This window comes from Flavobacterium branchiarum, from assembly GCF_030409845.1.
In the GTDB taxonomy this organism is placed as follows: Bacteria; Bacteroidota; Bacteroidia; order Flavobacteriales; family Flavobacteriaceae; genus Flavobacterium; species Flavobacterium branchiarum.
On record NZ_JAUFQQ010000003.1, the window covers coordinates 1,951,542 to 1,971,878 of the forward strand.

The following is a 20,337-nucleotide window of genomic DNA, read 5'->3' on the forward strand; positions in this document are numbered from 1 at the left end:
CTAATAATCTAAGTCAGTCTATCAATCTAACAATCTAAGTAGTCTGATTTACCGCAAAGTACGCAAGGTTTTATATTGTAAATCTTCTATAAGCGCAAAGTTCGCAAAGCTATGTCTGAAATTAAAATCGTAAATCTAATTATCTAAGAAGTCTAAGGAATCTAAGTCAGTCTAAAAATCTAACAATCTAAGAAGTCTAAATAAAAAGCTATTTTTTCATAATCAAGGCTTTATTGTATTCGTAATTCATTTTAGCAATAGACAACACAGAGATCCCTTGCGGGCATTCCACTTCACAGGCTTCAGTGTTGGAACAGGCTCCAAAGCCTTCTGTATCCATTTGGTCAACCATAGTTAATACCCTCATAGAAGCCTCTATCTTTCCTTGAGGCAGTAATGCTAAGTGCGTTATTTTGGCACCAACGAATAATGCAGCACTAGAGTTTTTGCAAGTAGCTACACAGGCACCACAACCTATACATGCAGCCGCATCAAAAGAGGCTTCGACAGTTTCATATGAAATAGGAATACTATTGGCCTCAGGTGCTTGACCAGTTGAAGCTCCGATATAACCACCAGCAGCTATGACAGCATCAAAAGAAGTTCTATCAATTTTTAAATCTCTCACAACAGGAAAAGCAGTTGCTCTAAAAGGCTCAATGTATATAGTATCTCCATCTTTAAAGCTTCTCATATGGAGTTGGCAGGTTGTGGTGTGTTGTAAAGGGCCGTGTGCCCTTCCGTTAATCATAACTCCACATTGTCCACAGATGCCTTCTCTACAATCATGATCAAACTCAATGACACGTTCTTTGAGTTGAATAAGTGATTCATTTAAAAGATCAAGCATTTCTAAGAAAGACATATGTTCAGTAACACCATCTATCTCATAATCTACCATTTCACCTTTGGAGTTACTATTTAGTTGACGCCATATTTTAAGATATAGTTTCATGTTTTTTGATTTTAGTTATTTGTAACTACGTACTGCAAGTTCAACATTTTCGAATACCAAAGGCTCTTTATGTAGTTCAGGAGGATTTGAGATTCCTTTCCATTCCCAAGCCGATACATAGCAATAATCTGCATCATTTCGAACAGCTTCCCCTTCATTACTCTGGTATTCTTCTCTAAAGTGTGCTCCACAAGATTCCTCTCTTTGTAATGCATCGTAGCACATTAACTCAGCTAATTCTATATAATCAGCCACACGTCCTGCTTTTTCTAATTCGCTGTTTAGAGTATCATCACCAGTTATGAGTAAGTCTTTTTCAAAAGAAGCTTTTAACTTTTTAATAGCTATAACTGCATCTTCAAGATTTTGTTTGCTTCTAGATAATCCACATTTTTCATAAAGTAATCGTCCTATGTTTTTATGAAAATAATCAGTTGAAAGAGTACCTTTACTTTGCAAGAAGTGATTTAATTGCTCTCTGACTGCTTTTTCTGCTTCCGCGAAAGCAGGATGCTCAGTATTAATTTTATCCGTTTTTAATTCACCAGCGAGATAATTGGGGATCGTATAAGGAGCAATAAAATAGCCATCAACACAAGCCTGAAGTAAAGAATTAGCTCCAAGTCTGTTTGCACCATGATCAGCAAAATTAGCTTCACCTAGAGCAAAAAGTCCAGGAATTGTAGTCATTAGTTCATAATCTACCCAAAGTCCACCCATTGTAAAATGTGCAGCAGGGGAGATGAGCATAGGCTCTTTATAAGCATCGATTCCGTTAATTTTTTCATACATAGCAAAGAGATTGCTGTATTTTGCTTCGATTGTTTTTTTCCCTTGTGCGGCAATAGCATCTGAGAAATCTAGATATACAGCATTTTTCATTGGTCCAGCTCCGTGTCCAGAGTCAATTCGTTCTTTGGCTGCACGAGAAGAAATATCTCTAGGAGCCAAATTTCCAAATGCAGGATAGCGACGTTCTAAATAATAATCTCGTTCTTCTTCGGGAATAGTGTTAGGTATTCTATCGTCTCCAGCTTTTTTGGGTACCCAAATTCGCCCGTCATTTCGTAGCGATTCAGACATAAGAGTAAGTTTAGATTGATTTGCTCCATGTTGAGGCAGGCAGGTAGGATGAAACTGAATCCAGCTAACACCAGCCATATAAGCACCTTTTTTATGCGCCCTCCATATTGCAGAACTATTGCACCCCATAGCAAGAGTCGAAAGGTAATATACCTTACCATAACCACCTGTTGCTAAAACTACAGCATCGGCAGCATGACGTTCTATAGCTCCTGTTTCAAGATTCCTAGTAATAATACCTTTGGCTTTACCATCTACAAGTACTAATTCTAACATTTCATGTCGGGTATGCATCGTAACCTTTCCTGTATTAACTTGACGAAGTAATGACTGGTAGGCTCCTAGTAAAAGTTGCTGTCCTGTTTGTCCGCGTGCATAAAAGGTTCTTGAAACCTGTACACCACCAAAGGATCTGTTATTGAGATAACCTCCATATTCTCTTGCAAAAGGAACTCCTTGTGCGACAGATTGATCGATTAAACTAGCAGAGCACTCGGCTAACCGATATACGTTGGCTTCGCGAGATCTAAAATCTCCCCCTTTAATAGTATCATAAAACATTCTAAAAACGCTATCACCATCATTTTTATAATTTTTAACTGCATTTACACCTCCTTGTGCAGCAACAGAGTGGGCTCTTCTGGGAGAGTCCTGAAAACAAAATGATTGTATGTTATATCCTTGTTCAGCAAGTGATGCCGCGCAAGAAGATCCTGCAAGACCAGTTCCTACAACTATAATATTTAGTTTTTTTCTATTAGCAGGGTTTACAAGTTTTGCTTTGGATTTATAAGTATTCCATTTATCAGCAAGTGGACCATCAGGTATCTTTGAATCTATCATTTTCCTACTATTTTAAATAAATATAAAGCGGAATTGCCATGAAGCCTCCCGTAATGATTAGGGTATATCCCCATCCGAATATTTTTACAGCCTTTACATATTTTGGATGATAAAGACCTAGTGTTCTTGATGCACTAAAAAAACCATGTAATAAATGAAAACCTAAGGCAATGAAAGATATTTCATAAATCACAACATACCACAATTGAGAATAGGATTGTACAACAATTTCATAAAGATCTTTATTTCCAGCAGCATCCAGAGGTAATTCTGTGAATTTGTACACATACCAAAAATCTTTAAAATGAATTATGAGAAATAGCAACAAGATAGTACCTAATATACCCATGTTACGGCTATTCCATCTACTAGCAAAATTTCTTTTATCATAATGGTAGCTTTTACCATTTGCAGTATTGTTTTTAATGGTGATCACAATGGCATATAGCGCATGACTTATCAATGATAAATAGAGAATCCATGAAATGATTTTTATAAACATATTACCAGACAGTAACTTGGAGTACCAATTAAATTGTTCTCTTGCTTGATCTTCGGGCAAAAAAAGTTGCAGATTACCTAGTAAATGTATCACAAGGAAAAAGCATAGAAAGAGACCCGTACCTGCGATAATGATCTTGTTTTTTAAAGTAGTAGATTTCATTTATTTGCAAGATTATTTATTAACTGATTATTTAGAGATTCTAATTTACTATTAATACTCGAATTTAAGAAGAATCTGTCAAATAAAAATGTTAATTGGAATAAATATAAATAGCGTAATATATTATTACACAAGTGACTGTAAAATAGTTGTTTGCGGTTTTATTTGTACTTATTGTAAATAAATAGTAAGAATAAAATATCAAATATTGTTAATAATGTAAGTTTATACATTATTTTTACAATAATGTTTTGTTTTTATGTAAATGTGAATTTATGTGTTAATGACTCTTTTTAATCAATAAAATTCATTGAGTAATGCCTTCTAATCTGAAGTTAGTATAACTACAGAATAAATCCCTTAGGGCAATTAATAAAAAGTCTTTTGAATCTAGATAACTATTTAATAAAAAATAGAGCACCATTTATTTTCTACTGTTTTAAAAACTCTTATAGTGATTTCGAATAAACCTACGCGAGATTTATTGCATGTACTATCTCTATAATTAACAAACGGGATTATTATTCCATAAAATTTAAATATTATGAAACAAAATATTTTTTTGCTATCAGTATTTTTTCTCCTAATTAATAATACACTTACAGCTCAATTATTGGCAGTAAAAACTAAAGATTCAGTCAACGAAAAGTCTAAAATTGTGGCAAGGCTTGTAGGTAGGTTAAAGTTAAATGGTATTTATGATATCAAACGAAGTCTTAGTAATTATAGCTCTTCACTTATTCATGATAATGCTACTTCTGGTTTAGATGGAACAGCTTTTAGTATGGATATGCGACAGTCGCAGTTACGTTTTGTAAGTACGATGCAATTGAATAATGGTAAAGAAATAAAATCAATGTTAGAGGCTGATTTCATTGGTGCTAACAATACTTCGCAGTTCAGACTACGCCACGCGTGGATTCAGTATGAAAATTGGATGATTGGACAAAATTGGTCCACTTTTGGTGATGCTGCTTTATGGCCTGGATCATTATTAGATTGGGATGGTCCCGTGGGTATGGTGCTTTCTCGTAAAGTTCAAGTTAGATACACAGGGCGCTTTAAACAAAACGGGAATACTTTTTTGGAGCTAGCAGCAGAGTATCCTGAATCAAATTCTTTGTATGATTATACTCTAAGTCCTGTAAATGGAGTCAATTCTACTGCTTCTAAAACTCCAGATGTAGTTGCAGCTATTAAATATGTTTTTGGTAAAGAGAGTTTTATTAAATTGGCTGGACTTTATCGCAGTATTGAATTTGAATCAGTTGATGTTGCTTCTGGTCAAGGAAAATCTAATTTTGAGACACAAAGGGGTGGTGGTTTTACAGCAATTTCTGGAGTTTTTTTTAGAAATAAATCTGGATTATTAAGAAACATACAAACTCAATGGACTATAGGAAAAGGTATTAGTGATTGTTTTTCGGCTATGTCAGGTTACGGTCTTAATGGTTTTGCAAAATCAGATTTTTCAGGTAAATTAAAGCTTTTACCAGTCCATGCAGGTTATATTTCATATCAATCTTATTGGGATAAAAAAATTCACTCGATGACAATACTGTCTTATAATCATTTTTATGATGGAGTAGGAACTGTGGTAGGTTGGGACAAAATGACTAATTATCAACTTACTCTAAATACATCTTATGATTTATTTGATTTTCTTACAATAGGTATAGAACCACAAATTGCCTTTAAAAAATTAGTATATGGCGATGGCAATTCGCAAGGAGTTAATACTATTAGAATCAATTTTGGAATGCTATTTAATTTTTAATAATTACAATTGATAAATTTAAAATGCTATAATTTTTTTTAACCATTTAATAGACGCTGTTAGTAGAGCGATTTTTTTTCTTATAAAAAAAAACACCTTAAAATTTAACAATTGTCTATTATTTAATTTTAAGGTGTTTTTTGTTTAAATAATGAATAATTAAAAATTAAATAATGGTTTCATTACATAGTAAGTAAATATTTGCAAATAAACAACTTTAATTTTGTAAGATTTTGTAGAGTTTTCTTTATATTTGTATGTATCGCTGGCTTTATATTAAATCCAATATTTGGAAATGTATACGATTAGTATGAGAAAGATATCTTTTTATTAATAAACTTTATGAAGTTATACTATGATTTTGATAGTAATAATAGAATTAATCCTAATAATTTGAATACCATCTAGCGCCATTTATATATTTACAATACCACATTTATCTAGCGAATTTAAACTAGATATAAATTTATAATTATTTTACAGTATCCTAAATATGCCTGCTAAAGGTATAATTGTATAAGCCATTCCAAAAACTACATAAAGGAATATTATTGTCCCTATAAAATTTATAAATTATGCAACAAAATAAACTATTCTTGTTTGTCTTTTTTTGTTCTTTTATGTTGGTAAGTAGTTCATTAAATGCACAACTGATGGCAGTAGAATCAAAAGACACCTTAAACGGAAAACCTAAATTTACAGCAAGACTAACTGGTAGGCTTAAACTAAATGGTATTTATGATATTAAAGGGAACCTAGATGGTAATAGTTCTTTTCTTATTCATAAAAATAATGTTTCAGGTTTAGATATACCTGCTTTTAGTATGGATATGAGACAATCGCAGTTGCGCTTTGTAAGTACTATACAATTGAATAATGGTAAAGAACTAAAGTCAATGTTAGAAGCTGATTTTGAAGGAGCAAATAGTACTTCGCAGTTTAGGCTTCGACATGCGTGGATTCAATATGAAAATTGGATGGTAGGTCAAAACTGGTCAAATTTTGGTGATTCATCATTATGGCCAGCATCATTATTAGATTGGGATGGGCCTACAGGTATGGTACTTTCGAGAAGAATTCAAATTCGTTATACAGGTCGCTTTACAGAAAATGGACATACTGCTTTTGAATTATCAGCAGAGACTATGGAGCCGCGCCGATTATACGATTATACCTTAAGTACTGATCATGGTGTCGATTATGCGCCATCTAGATTGCCTGATGTAGTTGCAGGTATACGATATGCTTTTGATAATGGAGGTTTTATGAAATTAGCTGGACTTTATCGCAGTATTGCCTATAATTCAGAAAATATTGCCGCGGGTGAAACTGAATTTGATTTTGATTCACAAGATGCGGGTGGTGTCACAGGTATTATGAGTATATTTTTTAGAAAGAAATCAGGATTAGTAAATAATTTGCAAGCACAATGGACAATAGGTAAAGGGATTAGCGATTATTTTTTGGCGGTAGGAGGTTCAGGGCTTGATGGTTTTGCTAGGTCAGATTTTTCAGGTAAATTAAATTTGTTACCCGTTCATGCTGGTTTTATATCCTATCAACGCTATTGGAATAAAAAATTTAATACAATGGTTATGACATCATATAACCATTTTTATGATGGTGGAGGTACTCAGGCAGGTTGGGATAGGATGACTAACTATCAGTTTACACTTAATGTATCTTATGATTTCTTCGATTCTCTTACCATTGGTGTTGAACCACAAATAGGGTACAAAGAATTACAGTACAATGACGGAAGCACACAAGGAGCTAACGCTGTTCGTATTAATTTTGGAATGCTATTTAATTTCTAATAACCATGATTAACTCAATAAATATTTATAAAATGAAAAAATTAGTACTCGTATTTCTGTTGTGTTTAGCAACAGCTGTGGCTTTTGCACAACAAAAGCCAAGAATAATAATTCTTGCTACTGGAGGAACTATTGCTGGCGAAGGAAAATCTTCTGATAGAGCAGGGTATACTGCGGGTAAAATACCTGTATCAGATCTTATAGGAGCTATTCCTAGTGTGAATACTATCGCAAATATTAGTGGAGAACAAATATCTTCTGTTGGAAGTCAAGATATGAGTATAGAGATATGGAGAAAACTAGCTATACGTATTAATGAAATAGCCAGCAAAAATGAAGCAGATGGTGTTGTTATTACACATGGTACCGATACTCAGGAGGAAACAGCTTATTTTCTTGACTTAGTTGTACCAAATGATCTACCAGTTGTATTAACTGGATCTATGCGTCCAGCAACTGCTATTAGTGCTGATGGACCTAAAAATCTTTTTGATGCTATTACTGTTGCAGCAGATCCGCAAAGCAAAGGACGTGGCGTAATGGTTTCTTTTAACGAATCAATTTACGATTCAAGAGAAGTTACAAAAACAAGTACTACAAAGGTAAATGCATTTAAATCTCCCGATACAGGTCCACTTGGAGAAGTATATGATGGACGTGTAGAGTATTATAAAACAGCTACAAGAGAAAGCGCAAAAGGAAAACCTTTTGAAGTAAATAATACGACTAAATTGCCGAAAGTAGAAGTTGTATATATGTATGCCGATGCTTCTCCAGATTATATAGATTATTTAGTAAAACAAAAAGTAGATGGAATTGTAATCGCTGGAGTTGGAAACGGAAATTTTTCAAAAGCTTTTACAGATGCTATAAAAAGAGCCACTAAGGCGAACATTGCTGTATGTCGTTCAAGTCGTTGTTTAGGTGGTAGAGTAGTATTAGATGGTGAAACTAACGATAGTGAACTTGGAACTGTAATATCAGATAATCTAAATCCCCAAAAAGCAAGAATATTATTGATGCTTGGGCTTACAAAAACTAAAAACCAAAAAGAACTGCAAGATTTTTTCTTCCGTTTTTAATTTTCTTTAATAATTTAATATATAGTATTATGAGTGATTTTCGTACAGAGCATGATTTTCTTGGAGAAAAAGAAATACCAAACAATTGTTATTATGGTGTACAAACCGTACGTGCCAAAGAGAATTTTAATATAACAGGAATCCCTATAGGATCAGAACCTTTATTTATTAAAGCTTTTGGGTATGTTAAGAAAGCGGCGGCAATGGCCAATAGAGATTTGGGTGTATTAGATGCAAAAAAAGCTGAAGCTATTATTTATGCTTGTGACCGTTTAATTGCTGGCGAGTTTTTAGACCAGTTTATAAGTGATTTAATTCAGGGCGGAGCAGGGACTTCAACGAATATGAATGCTAACGAGGTAATTGCCAATTTAGGATTGGAATATCTGGGGCATAAAAAAGGGCAGTATGAGTTTCTTCATCCTAATAACGATGTAAACCTTTCACAAAGTACTAATGATGCTTATCCATCAGCTTTTAGGTTAGCTATTTACCTTAAAATAGATGCTTTTGCAGATGCTTTGACAAATCTAAAAGATGCCTTTTATGATAAAGGAAAGGAGTTTGCAAATGTAATTAAGATGGGACGTACCCAATTGCAAGATGCTGTACCAATGACATTAGGTCAAGAATTTAATGCGTTTGCAACAACTATAGGTGAAGATATTCAGCGTCTGCTTGTAGCTGAACAATTAATCACTGAAGTAAACATGGGAGCAACTGCCATTGGTAGTAAAGTAAATGCACCAGAAGGCTACCCAGAGTTATGTGTAAAATATCTAGGCGAAGTAAGTGGTATTCCAGTTACTCTTGCAGGTGACTTGTTTGAGGCTACTTATGATCCAAGTGCTTTTGTAGAACTGAGTGGTACTTTAAAAAGAAGCGCTATTAAGTTAAGTAAGGTTTGTAATGATCTTCGTTTATTAAGTAGTGGACCCCGTTGTGGTTTTAATGAAATTAACTTACCAGCTTTACAACCAGGATCATCTATCATGCCTGGAAAAGTAAATCCTGTGATTCCAGAAGTTGTGAACCAAACTTGTTTTTATGTTATTGGAGCCGATTTAACGGTTACAATGGCAGCTGAAGCAGGACAATTACAATTAAATGTAATGGAGCCAGTAATTGGTTTTGCTTTGTTTACATCATTAGAATATCTTGCCAAAGCATGTAACACTTTAAAAGATAAGTGTATTGTTGGTATCACAGCTAATGAAGAGCATGCCAAAGATTTAGTTATGAATAGTATTGGAATTGTTACACAACTTAATCCTATTTTGGGGTATGAGGCTTCTGCAAGCATAGCCAAAGAAGCACTTAAAACTGGTAAATCAATACATGATATTGTTGTAACCGAAAGAAAACTAATTACCCAAGCAAAATGGGACGAGATTTATTCTATAGAAAATCTTATTAATCCTAAATTCATCACTTCATGATATTAGTACAGTTCGCTATACTTTTGGCTATGATTCTTATTGGGTCACGGCTTAAGGGAATTGGTCTTGGTGTTATGGGAATGATTGGACTACTCCTATTTGTCCTTGTTTTTCATATGCGCCCAGCCGATCCACCTATAGCGGTGCTTCTTATCATTCTAGCCATAGTAACCACAGCTGCCACATTACAAGCAGCTGGTGGTTTGGATTATTTGGTAAGCATTGCCGAAAAGATTATTAGACGTAATCCCAAGCATATTACTTTTATAGCTCCATTTACAGTTTATTTTTTATGTTTATTTGCTGGAACAGCACATATTGTTTATTCCTTACTTCCTATTATAGCCGAAGTATCAGCAAAAAAAAGAATACGACCAGAAAGACCATTGAGTATATCGGTAGTCGCATCTCACATGGCACTTACAGGAAGCCCAATGAGTGCGGCAACAGCTTCATTAGCGGCTGTATTGGCTTATTCTACAGCAGTAGTGGATATTATGAAAGTATGTATTCCTGCCTGTCTAATAGGAATTATTGCTGGTGTTATTTCAGTATGGAAAAAAGGGAAAGAACTTAGTGATGATCCTGAGTTTATAGAAAAAATGAAAGATCCTGAATTTGCTGAAAGTATTGATAAGACATCCGAAACAAACAGAGAGATAAAACCAGGCGCTAAAACGGCTGTTTTTATTTTTGGTGCAGCAATAGTACTGATTATCTTTTTTGGTGCTTTTCCTCAATTTCTACCGAACGTTGGGCCTGGAGCAGCAGGATTTGCAGTAGGAGCAGATGGGGCTGTTAACCTAACAGGATTAATCATTATGATTACTTTATCAGCATCGGCATTGATAATGATAATTACAAAAACGTCTGCAGTTTTAGTTTCAAAAATGAGTCTATTTACTTCTATGGCAACGGCTGTAGTTTCAGTACTGGGAGTAGTATGGATGAGTGCTACCTTTATGAGTGCCAATGATGTTTTAATTGAGAAAACTTTTAGAGAAGTTACATCAGAATATCCTTTTACTTTTGCTTTTGCATTGGTCATCATGGGGGCGCTGACTTTTAGTCAAGCTGCTACTACAAGAATAATGATGCCAATAGGATTGTCTTTAGGAATTGGTCAACCACATCTGATAGCTATGTTTCCAGCTGTTAATGCTGATTTTATATTACCAGGTTATCCTACATTGGTTGCTGCAATGGATTTTGACCGAACAGGTACAACCCGTATTGGTAAATATGTGGTTAATCACAGCTTTATGATTCCAGGCCTTGTTACTATAGCTACAACAATAGCATCAGGTTTTTTATTGAGCATGTTTTTATAACAGCAATGAGTAGAATTTATATTAATGATTTGTTTTTCTTGCCTCAGAACATCGAAATCACAAGGAAAACAAATCATTTATAAAAAAACACAAAAGGGTAACAGGTTAACAATAATTGTATTAGAGATTGTTTTTAGATTGAATAAAAAAAACAAGCAAAATAATTCGATATTTATATTGTTTAACTGTATAAACTGCCTATCTTTGCACCCGAAACAACGCGGGATAGAGCAGTAGGCAGCTCGTCGGGCTCATAACCCGAAGGTCACAGGTTCGAGTCCTGTTCCCGCTACTAAGGAAAACACCACTTGAAAAAGTTGGTGTTTTTTTCGTTTATAACACATTTTATTATGGAAGAATCTCATGTCTCAGAAGGACAAGCTTGGAATCAAGACGAACCTTTAGAGCATTAAAATTGGGGTAATGCAGGATTCTCTAAAAAAAGCTTTTTTGTGTTTGCTACTTGTGGAGATTCTTCGTTCCTCAGAAAGACAAGTTTGAGGGTAATTGAGGATTCTAAAATCTGTTTTGTGTTAGTTACTTGATTAGGTTTTTGTCTCCCCACAGGTTTCAGTTTTGATTCATTGTGTTCTATCTTTGCAGGCACAGATTGCAAATCTGCACTGTCGCTGTCTACATATGGGAGCTAGCAACTGAATTGGGTTTCGAAACGCTAGTAAACCATGTCCAACACATCTGTTACACGAGGTATTGCTTAAAGTTTTTTATTCAATTTAAAATTAAACATAATAAAAAAAACAACCCGAAGGTTGTTTAGATAATGCTATAATTTGATTAGAGTTTAGCATGAAAAAATTAATCACCGACACATCTGAAATACTATCAAATGATTCACCTTTACAGAAAAAGATATTAAGTCATTTTGGCAATCAATAATTTATAATTTAAAAAAAAAAATTATTTAAAATTCCATCCTAATGTCAGTCCAAATGCAACAGGTCGGATTTTTGCATTTTTATCAGTGCTGTACAATCCGTTAGCTTTTCTATCTGAAGCAGATGTTGGGTTATATCCTATGTAAGATTCATCTTTGTCTTGGTCAAGAATAGAACCATAACCATTTTCAAGGAACATCGCTACATACAATGCATTTCTTGCACCCATATCAAATGTAAAACCCAACTCAAACATACTCATTACAATACCTTTGGTTTGGTATTCACCAGATGCCGAATAATTACTCTGACTACCAAAACCATACTCTGGTAAATTATCAATAGTTAAATTAATATCTGGATAGTAAGCAATACCATTTACGCTGCTTGCTGTTGCTTTTATTTTATAATTTACAGGTAAAAAGTACTTCGCACCTGCTCTAAAATTAAAATCAATTCCTTTATTAATATTCATTTTATACTGTACGAAAAGTGGAATTTGAATAGCATGCAAGGTTTGTCTTTCTTTATAATTACTTGCTGCAACATTATAACTAAAAGCAGAGGTAGCAGGATCAACTTCAAAATTACTGAGCGTTGCTGATGAATTACTTAAAAAAACATCTTGTTTGTACTGAGAAAATTCTATTCCAGTACCAATTCCGATATGATTGTTTAAAGAATAAATGTAACCTGCCTTTATTGCTCCTCCAAGTTCATAACTAGCGTAAGTTCCTTTAACATTACTTTTAATATTTCCAATTCCTGATTGCACACCTACATAAAACTGTGCAGCCATTGTTTGCGAAATTAAAAATGCAGCTATCCCAATTGTATTTTTTATATTCAATTTCATAATTGTTTTTCATTAGAATAATCCGTCCTCATTTATAAAAAATGAGGACTTCATACTCTTGATTATTTAATTTTTAACTAGAAGGTTTTTAGTAAAATACTTTCCATTTGCTAAAGTCATCTTTACAATATAAATTCCCTCAACACTTGGCGCTTCTAAAGTCACTCTACTTTGATTGGTTGTTTTATTGATCATTAGCACGCCACCTATGCTATACACTTCAACACGAGTATTTTCTAATCTTGAAGAAGATATAATCGTAAGGAGTTCATAATTTGCATTTGGTTTAACTGGATTTGGAACAATTTTGATATATTCCTCTTCTACTGTTGGTGATAAAGTTAACGGACAAGTAGTAATCAATGTACCATCAAGTTTTTCAGCTATTGCATAATAAGTTCCATTTAAATCTCCATTTTCTTTATAAAACTGATGCGTTTGACTTGGAACCAAAATTCCGTTTTTGTACCAAGTATACGATTTAAAACTTTTAGAACTATTATCAAAGAAAATAACATTTTCAAACTGTTTTCTAATTAAATTAGGATGACTATTTGTTATAGGTAATACTACTACTGAAGCGGTATTATAATTGTTATTTCCAGCTTGTAAAGCATTAACAGTTGCTGAACCATAACCTGTAAAAGTTAATAGACTATTTGTTACAGTTGCAACATCAGTATTTGAAGAAGTATAATTTACAAGCAAACCACTACTAGAGGTAGCTGTTAATACTGTTGTAGTCTCTCCATCGCAACCAGATACTAAAGTTTGATTCCAGGTAATTGTTTGATCAGCTTTAGTTATGGTAAAATCATTACCAACATAAGTAATACCGTAGTTAGCACCTGCACTCAAACTTCCCTGACCAATTTCATAAGTACCTACATCTTTTCCTGCAGCTCTTGTCAATACTCCGGTAAACGCATCTCCAGTGACTAAGGTTGGAGTAAAAGTATATGTTAATTTCGGATCGGTAGTACCATACACTTTTGTTTGTGATGCCGAAGTTACAGTTACTGTTTTACTACCAATGGTTAAATCGGCACTTATATAATTCAAAGTATAATTTCCGCTTAAAGCAAGTGTACCTTGATTAATTGCATAAGTTCCCACGTTTTCACTAACAGCTCTATCAAGACTTCCGGTAAAGGTATCTGTTCCATTAAGTGGCGGGTTGAAAGTATAAGTGAATGCTGGATCAGTATCGCCATACACTTTTGTTATAGCAGTTGCTGTTACAGTAATTGTTTGCGAAGTAATAGTAAGGTTAGCTGGTACATAAGTAATCTGGTAGTTTGTACCTAAGCTAAGGTTACCCTGTCCGATGGCATACGTACCAACGGCTTCGCCAACTGCACGATCCAGATTTCCAGTAAACACATCTGTTCCTATCAATGCTGGGTTAAACATGTAAGTTAAAGCGGAATCAGCGGCTGTAAATATTTTAGTTTTAGCATCAGCAGTTACAGTTACCGTTTTCTTACCAATGGTTAAATTGGCACTTGCATAATTCAATATATAATTTCCGTTTAAAGCAAGTGTACCTTGATTGATTGAATAAGTCCCAATGTTTTCACCAGTAGCTCTATCAAGATTTCCTGTAAAGGTATCAGTGCCTATTAACGCTGGGCTAAAAGTATAAGCAAATACAGGATCAATTGTTCCGTATTCCTTATTACCAGTTGTTCCGTTTACGTTTACTGTTTTCTTAGCAATGTTTAAATCAGCAGATGTAAATGCTAGAGCATAATTGTTACTTAAAGCCAATGTTCCCTGTGTGATAGCATAATTTCCAATGTTTTCACCAGGAGCTCTGTCAAGATTTCCTGTAAAGGTATCTGTACCGTTTAGTACCGGGCTAAAAGTGTAAGTCAGAGAATCAGCATCGCCATAAGTTTTGGTTTTAGCTGTTGCTGTTACAGTAATAACTTGGGAAGTAACGGTCAGGTTAGCCGGGTTGTAAATAATTTGGTAGTTTGAAGCTAAGCTCAGGTTACCCTGTCCGATGGCATAAGTACCAACATTTTCGCCAGGAGCACGGTCTAGGTTCCCAGTAAAGGTATCAGTTCCGTTAAGTGCCGGGCTGAAAGTATAAGTTAATGTAGGATCAGCAGCAGTAAATGTTTTAGTTTTTGCGACAGCAGTTACCACTATAGGTTTGACAGTAATGCTTAGGTCTGCTGAAGTAAAGGCAAGAATGTAATTGTTATTTAAAGCTAATGTTCCTTGTCCAATGGCGTAATTCCCAATGTTTTCACCAGGCGCTCTGTCAAGATTTCCTGTAAAGGTATCAGTACCTATTAACGCTGGGCTAAAAGTATAAGCAAATACAGGATCATTTGTCCCATATTCCTTATTACCAGCTGTTGCGTTTACGTTTACTGTTTTCTTAGTAATGTTTAAATCAGCAGATATAAAGGAAAGGGTATAATTGTTATTTAAAGCCAAGGATCCTTGTCCGATGGCGTAATTTCCTATGCTTTCACCAGTAGCTCTGTCAAGATTTCCTGTAAAGGTATCAGTACCTATTAACGCTGGGCTAAAAGTATAAGCAAATACAGGATCAATTGTTCCGTATTCCTTATTACCAGCTGTTGCGTTTACGCTTACTGTTTTCTTAATAATGTTTAAATAAGCAGATGTAAAGGCAAGAGTATAATTGTTACTTAAAGCCAATGTTCCCTCTGTGATGGCATAATTTCCAATGTTTTCACCAGGAGCTCTGTCAAGACTTCCTGTAAAGGTATCTGTACCGTTTAGTACCGGGCTAAAAGTGTAAGTCAGAGAATCAGCATCGCCATAAGTTTTAGTATTAGCGGTTGCAGTTACAGTAATGACTTTAGAAGTAACGGTCAGGTTAGCTGGGTTGTAAATAATTTGGTAGTTTGAAGCTAAGCTCAGGTTACCCTGTCCGATAGCATAAGTACCAACATTTTCGCCAGGAGCACGGTCTAGGTTCCCTGTAAAGGTATCAGTTCCGTTAAGTGCCGGGCTGAAAGTATAGGTGAATGTAGGATCAGCAGCAGTAAATGTTTTAGTTTTTGCGACAGCAGTTACCACTATAGGTTTGGCAGTAATGCTTAGCTCTGCTGAAGTAAAGGCAAGAGTATAATTGTTATTTAAAGCTAATGTTCCTTGTCCAATGGCGTAATTACCAATGTTCTCACCCGCTGCACGGTCCAGAATCCCTGTAAAAGTATCTATTCCGACAAGTGCCGGACTGAAAGTATAAGTGAATGCAGGATCAGCTACGCCGTACACTTTGGCTTTAGGAACCGCCGCAACTGCAATATCCTTTTTATTCACGACTAGATCATGAGCTACAGGAGTAGCAGCAAGAAAGCTAGAGTTTCCAGACTGATAAGCAGTGATTGTGGTTGTTCCTGATGACAGTATTGTTATTGAGTTTCCTAATATAGTAGCTACAGCGGTATTACTAGAAGTGTAAGTAATACCTAATGTAGAACTGCTGGTTGCCGTTAGTGTAATTGGGCTTGCGCCATAAACTGAAGCGGCAAGCGGATTAAAGGTGATGGTTTGAGATCCTTTAGGAGCGGAAACAATATTTCCAGATTTAGCCCCTTCGTTGCCAGTTAAATCTACTGCGGCGATACGGTAAAAATAACCAACACCATTGGTCAAGCTGGTATGGTTATATGTTAAAGTTCCTGCCGGTATGGATTGAATAACTGTGGTTGGGTTAATAGTTGTTCCTCCATAAAGCATGTATTTGCCAAGATCGGGAGCCGTACTGGCATTCCAAGTAATGGTGTTTTGATTATTTCCTGCAGTACCCGTCAGGCCTGTAGGTGCAGCAGGAGCAGTTCTGTCAACAGTCACTGTGCTACTGTTAGTGGTCGCGGTTACTGGGATTCCTGCATTTCCTGGCAGATCTGAGAAAGTAATATTAAAGGCAAGAACTCCTTCAGAAGTCATTGGTGATACCGTATGGGTTGCTACCCAATTATTCGCCCCGCTATTAATAGAAGTTACCGCAATTCCGCCTATGGTCACAGTAGGCGTGTTAATAGCTTTTGAGACAGTAAAATTCAGGGTGATAATATCACCTATCTTTGCTAAAGTTGTGGTAAGGTTGTTTGAAGCAATAGCTACAGTACTTAGGGTAGGGATCGTTTTGTCATAAGTAACACTGCTGCTATTGGTAGTTGTAGTTACGGTTGTTCCTGCATTACCAGTCGAGCCTGTAAAATCAATATTGAAATTAATGGTTCCTTCTGTTTCTGTACCTGCGAGGGTGTAGCTTGCAACAAAGCTGTTTTCACCTGTTGAAGTTGCTACTGCAGGATTACCTGCAATAGTTACAACGGGAAGTGCAACAACTTCTGAAGCGGTAAACGTTAAGAAGATGGTGTTTCCTGTTTTAGCTGTTTGATTTGAAGTATTATTCGAGACAATGGCTACTGTAGTTAATGTTGGTATAGTTTTGTTGTAGGTTACGCTACTGGCATTTGTTGTTGCAGTAACCGCAGTCCCAACGTTTCCGATAACATCAGTAAAAGCAATGTTAAAGGGGATGACACCATTTGCATCTGTAGCTAATGTAGTGTAAGTAGCTGTCCAGTTGTTTGCAGCTGTATTGGTAACAGTAGCAGCATTTCCAAAAATGCTAACTACTGGTGTACTAATTGTTTCTGAGGCTGTAAAGCTAAAGGTAATCACATCTCCTGCCTTTGCTTTTTCAGTATTGGCATTATTGGATGTAATGCTTACGGTAGTTAAAGTCGGAATTGTTTTATCGATGGTATAAACTTCACCGGAATATCCTACCTGAATTTCATTTCCAATCGAGTTGATGATTCCTGTACCTGAACTATTAAGATTCAGTCTTAAGGTTCCTGATCCTGTTCCGGTGTTTACCGTAACCGTACTGGTATTATTATTTCCTATTACAGAAGTAACAAAAGGACCGTTAATTCCGGTAGTGGTAATACTAAAATCTGTAGTATTAACACCCGTCACATTTTCAGAGAAAGTCAATAAAAATTCTACTAAAGTACTGTTAGTTGTGGCGCTTCCTGTTCTTGTAATGCTCAGTATGGCTGGTACAGTAGTATTGATAACAATATTTTTGTTGGCGCCTAAAGATCCTGCAGTTCCTGGAGCTGTCAATGTTAAGTTGGCATTATTTCCTGCAACATCTTTAATCGTTCCACCTGCTAGAGAAAGCGAGGTAGTACTGGCTTGATCCAGATCTGCAATACTTTGGTTTAGCGCTACTGTATAGTTAAATACCAAAGCTGTGCTTCCTGAGCCACTCGAGTAACTGGCTGTTCCACCAGAATTAAGACTGAGTGTTGGTGTTCCTGTTACGGTTACTGCTTCTGAGAAGTTAACTGTTACGGGTATATTGTTACCAATTTTGTATGTTCCGTTTGCTAGGCTGGAGTTAACTGAACTTACGACTGGTGAAGTGCTGTCTATGACAATATTTTTGTTGGCGCCTAAAGATCCTGCAGTTCCGGGAACTGCCAATGTTAATGTGGCATTGTTTCCTGCTCCATCTTTAAGTGTTCCTCCGTTTAAGCTGAGTGCAGTTGTACCTGTATAGTCGAGGACGGCACTGGCATCTCCTGCCTGTACAATATAGTTAAACGTTAGAGTTGATGTTCCTGAACCACTAGTATAATTTATAGTTGTACCAGAATTCAATTCGAGTCGAGGCGTTCCAGTTACGGTGATAGCCTCAGAAAAATTTACGTTAATGTTGATGGGAGCACCAGCATTATAAGCACCGTTGGCATTACTTGAGCTTACTGAAGTCACCGTTGGTACAATTCCATCTATAACAATATTTTTGTTGTTGCCAAGGGAATTCGTTGATCCAGGTGCTACGAGAGTTAATGTGGCATCACTATTTCCTGCATCTTTAATAGTTCCTCCATTAAGACTTAATGCTGTAGTAGTAGAATAGTCGAGGTCAACAGTACTTTGTCCGCTGCCCACAGTATAATTGAAAGTAAGTGTATTTGTAGTGCTTCCGCTGCTGTAATTAACAACGGCTCCTGTATTTAGGGTCAATGTTGGCGTTCCAGTTACGGTTACAGCAGATGAAAAGATGACATTAATCGCAATAATATCACCAACTTTATAGGTTCCGTTTGGAGTAGAAGATGTTACATTGTTGACTTTTGCTCCAAGTTGAAAAATAGGATTCAATCCAGGGAAGGCTACTCCGCCAGGATCAAGGGATTTCTTTGATGCGAGTATTTCTGTCGTTGTCCAGTTCGACTTTGTCTTGATTGTGGCCAGGATGGATTCTTTTGTTCCTAAAAAAGTTCCATTATAGTTGTTATAATCTCCGTGATAACCTGCGGGTGGAGTTCCTGCAATGGTTAATGTTGCATAAAAATCTCCTGCCGCAAGTGTTGCTGGCAGGTAAGAAACGGCGGCACCAACAATTCCTGCTGATTGCCATCCGGTAATTGGATCTGAAGGATACGCACCAGGAAGTGGAGTAGACCAGTTAGCAAATCCGTAGATAAAATTAGGACTTGCATCGTTGCCGCTATAGAGAAACCAGTTGTCTCCAACACCTGCTACAACGGTTCCTGTAGTCCAACCAGTAGCAGTAGTAGTCCCATAGGTATCGAGTCCAGTCACGGATACAGAAGCCCCACCGGTTATTCCAATGTTAAATAGCGTTCCTGCCGGGATAGGAGTCGTGGTTGTCCAGGTAATTAATCCATCAGAACCATTCGCGACCAATAAGGTTGTATTTTCATCCCAGCCTCTATCGGTAATTTTAAGCTCGGTACCTGAAGGGATAACTTTTAAGGCTACAATAGCTAAATTGACTGTTTGTGCATTACCGTTAAAGCCAACAATCGCAAAATCACCTGGAGTTAATTGTGCGAAAGCACTAAAATTAGTAAAATAAAATAAACAAAATAAAAGTGGTAATAGTAGATTTTTTTTCATATTTTTCATTATAAATTACTCTTATAAACAATGGGGGAATCACCGTAAATGTATGTAATAAAACGTATTAACAATGCATTTTTTACAGGATTTTAATAAAACAAATCTTTAAAAAAAACATTCCCATATTTGGGATAGAACTTTAAGACTTTTTTACCTAAATTCCATACACTTGTTGAACTTCTCTTTTTTATAGCCGAGGCAGAACTGTCCAGAAGTCTTATTTCATTAATCTGATGAGACGATTGAATATGGACGAAATTACATTTAACTTGTGAATTAGTTATAGGTAATTTTACCTGTTTTCAATCTATGATAAATTACATATTCTAGGATGAGATATACCTTATTTTAATGACATTGATTGTTCGGGGCTTTGTTCCTCAGATGAGCAGATTGAAACTTTAGAGAGCTAAGAAGTCTAGAATAAAAGTCAACTTTCTGTGATCAAGCATAAAAAAAACTCGAAAAATAGATTAGATATATAAGTTGATTTTAATTTATAAATTTTTAGATAAAATATAAATATTTTTAACTATTATTAAATACCCAATAAATCTTATAATAGTTCTATATTAGTAATTATAAAAATGAAATAATGACTTGAGTTTTAATAAAAGGATTTGATAAACTATTATTTTTAAAAAAACTT

The 20,337-nt window shown here is 35.5% G+C and carries 10 protein-coding genes and 1 tRNA gene; 6 read left to right on the top strand and 5 right to left on the bottom strand.

Going from position 1 to position 20,337, the window contains the following annotated elements:
- Nucleotides 1–208 precede the first annotated feature (208 nt).
- From QWY99_RS09260 to QWY99_RS09270, 3 genes are read right to left on the bottom strand one after another with little or no spacing between them, the layout of a single operon-like run.
- On the bottom strand, nt 209–955 hold the full coding sequence (locus tag QWY99_RS09260; RefSeq protein WP_290264057.1) for a succinate dehydrogenase/fumarate reductase iron-sulfur subunit: 747 nt from the start codon (nt 953–955) through the stop codon (nt 209–211).
- Between the two features lie 15 nt (nt 956–970).
- Nucleotides 971–2,881: a fumarate reductase/succinate dehydrogenase flavoprotein subunit gene (locus QWY99_RS09265; RefSeq protein ID WP_290264059.1), complete on the bottom strand. Its 1,911-nt coding sequence runs from the start codon at nt 2,879–2,881 to the stop codon at nt 971–973.
- 7 nt (nt 2,882–2,888) lie between these two features.
- A complete protein-coding gene (locus QWY99_RS09270; protein ID WP_290264062.1) occupies nt 2,889–3,545 on the bottom strand; it encodes a succinate dehydrogenase cytochrome b subunit in 657 nt (218 codons plus the stop codon).
- Nucleotides 3,546–4,089: 544 nt separating this feature from the next.
- Between QWY99_RS09270 and QWY99_RS09275 the strand changes: the two genes are divergently transcribed.
- From QWY99_RS09275 to QWY99_RS09300, 6 genes are all read left to right on the top strand, one after another.
- Nucleotides 4,090–5,322, top strand: coding sequence for a DcaP family trimeric outer membrane transporter (locus QWY99_RS09275; protein WP_290264065.1), 1,233 nt, complete (start codon nt 4,090–4,092; stop codon nt 5,320–5,322).
- Between the two features lie 575 nt (nt 5,323–5,897).
- Entirely contained in the window at nt 5,898–7,139 is a 1,242-nt protein-coding gene (locus QWY99_RS09280) for a DcaP family trimeric outer membrane transporter (RefSeq protein WP_290264068.1), read from the top strand.
- 32 nt (nt 7,140–7,171) lie between these two features.
- Nucleotides 7,172–8,221, top strand: coding sequence for a type II asparaginase (locus tag QWY99_RS09285; RefSeq protein ID WP_290264071.1), 1,050 nt, complete (start codon nt 7,172–7,174; stop codon nt 8,219–8,221).
- Nucleotides 8,222–8,250: 29 nt separating this feature from the next.
- Nucleotides 8,251–9,660: an aspartate ammonia-lyase gene (gene aspA / locus QWY99_RS09290; protein ID WP_290264073.1), complete on the top strand. Its 1,410-nt coding sequence runs from the start codon at nt 8,251–8,253 to the stop codon at nt 9,658–9,660.
- Nucleotides 9,657–10,991 (top strand): anaerobic C4-dicarboxylate transporter family protein, encoded by a 1,335-nt coding sequence (locus tag QWY99_RS09295; RefSeq protein WP_290264075.1) that lies wholly within the window; start codon nt 9,657–9,659, stop codon nt 10,989–10,991. The genes aspA and QWY99_RS09295 overlap by 4 nt, the downstream gene beginning before the upstream one ends.
- Nucleotides 10,992–11,210: 219 nt before the next feature.
- Nucleotides 11,211–11,283 (top strand) — tRNA-Met (locus QWY99_RS09300).
- Between the two features lie 626 nt (nt 11,284–11,909).
- Here the strand turns inward: QWY99_RS09300 and QWY99_RS09305 are convergent.
- Together QWY99_RS09305 and QWY99_RS09310 are read right to left on the bottom strand one after the other, a co-directional pair.
- Nucleotides 11,910–12,743, bottom strand: coding sequence for an outer membrane beta-barrel protein (locus QWY99_RS09305; RefSeq protein ID WP_290264078.1), 834 nt, complete (start codon nt 12,741–12,743; stop codon nt 11,910–11,912).
- Nucleotides 12,744–12,809: 66 nt separating this feature from the next.
- Entirely contained in the window at nt 12,810–19,685 is a 6,876-nt protein-coding gene (locus QWY99_RS09310; protein WP_290264081.1) for an MBG domain-containing protein, read from the bottom strand.
- Nucleotides 19,686–20,337 lie beyond the last annotated feature (652 nt).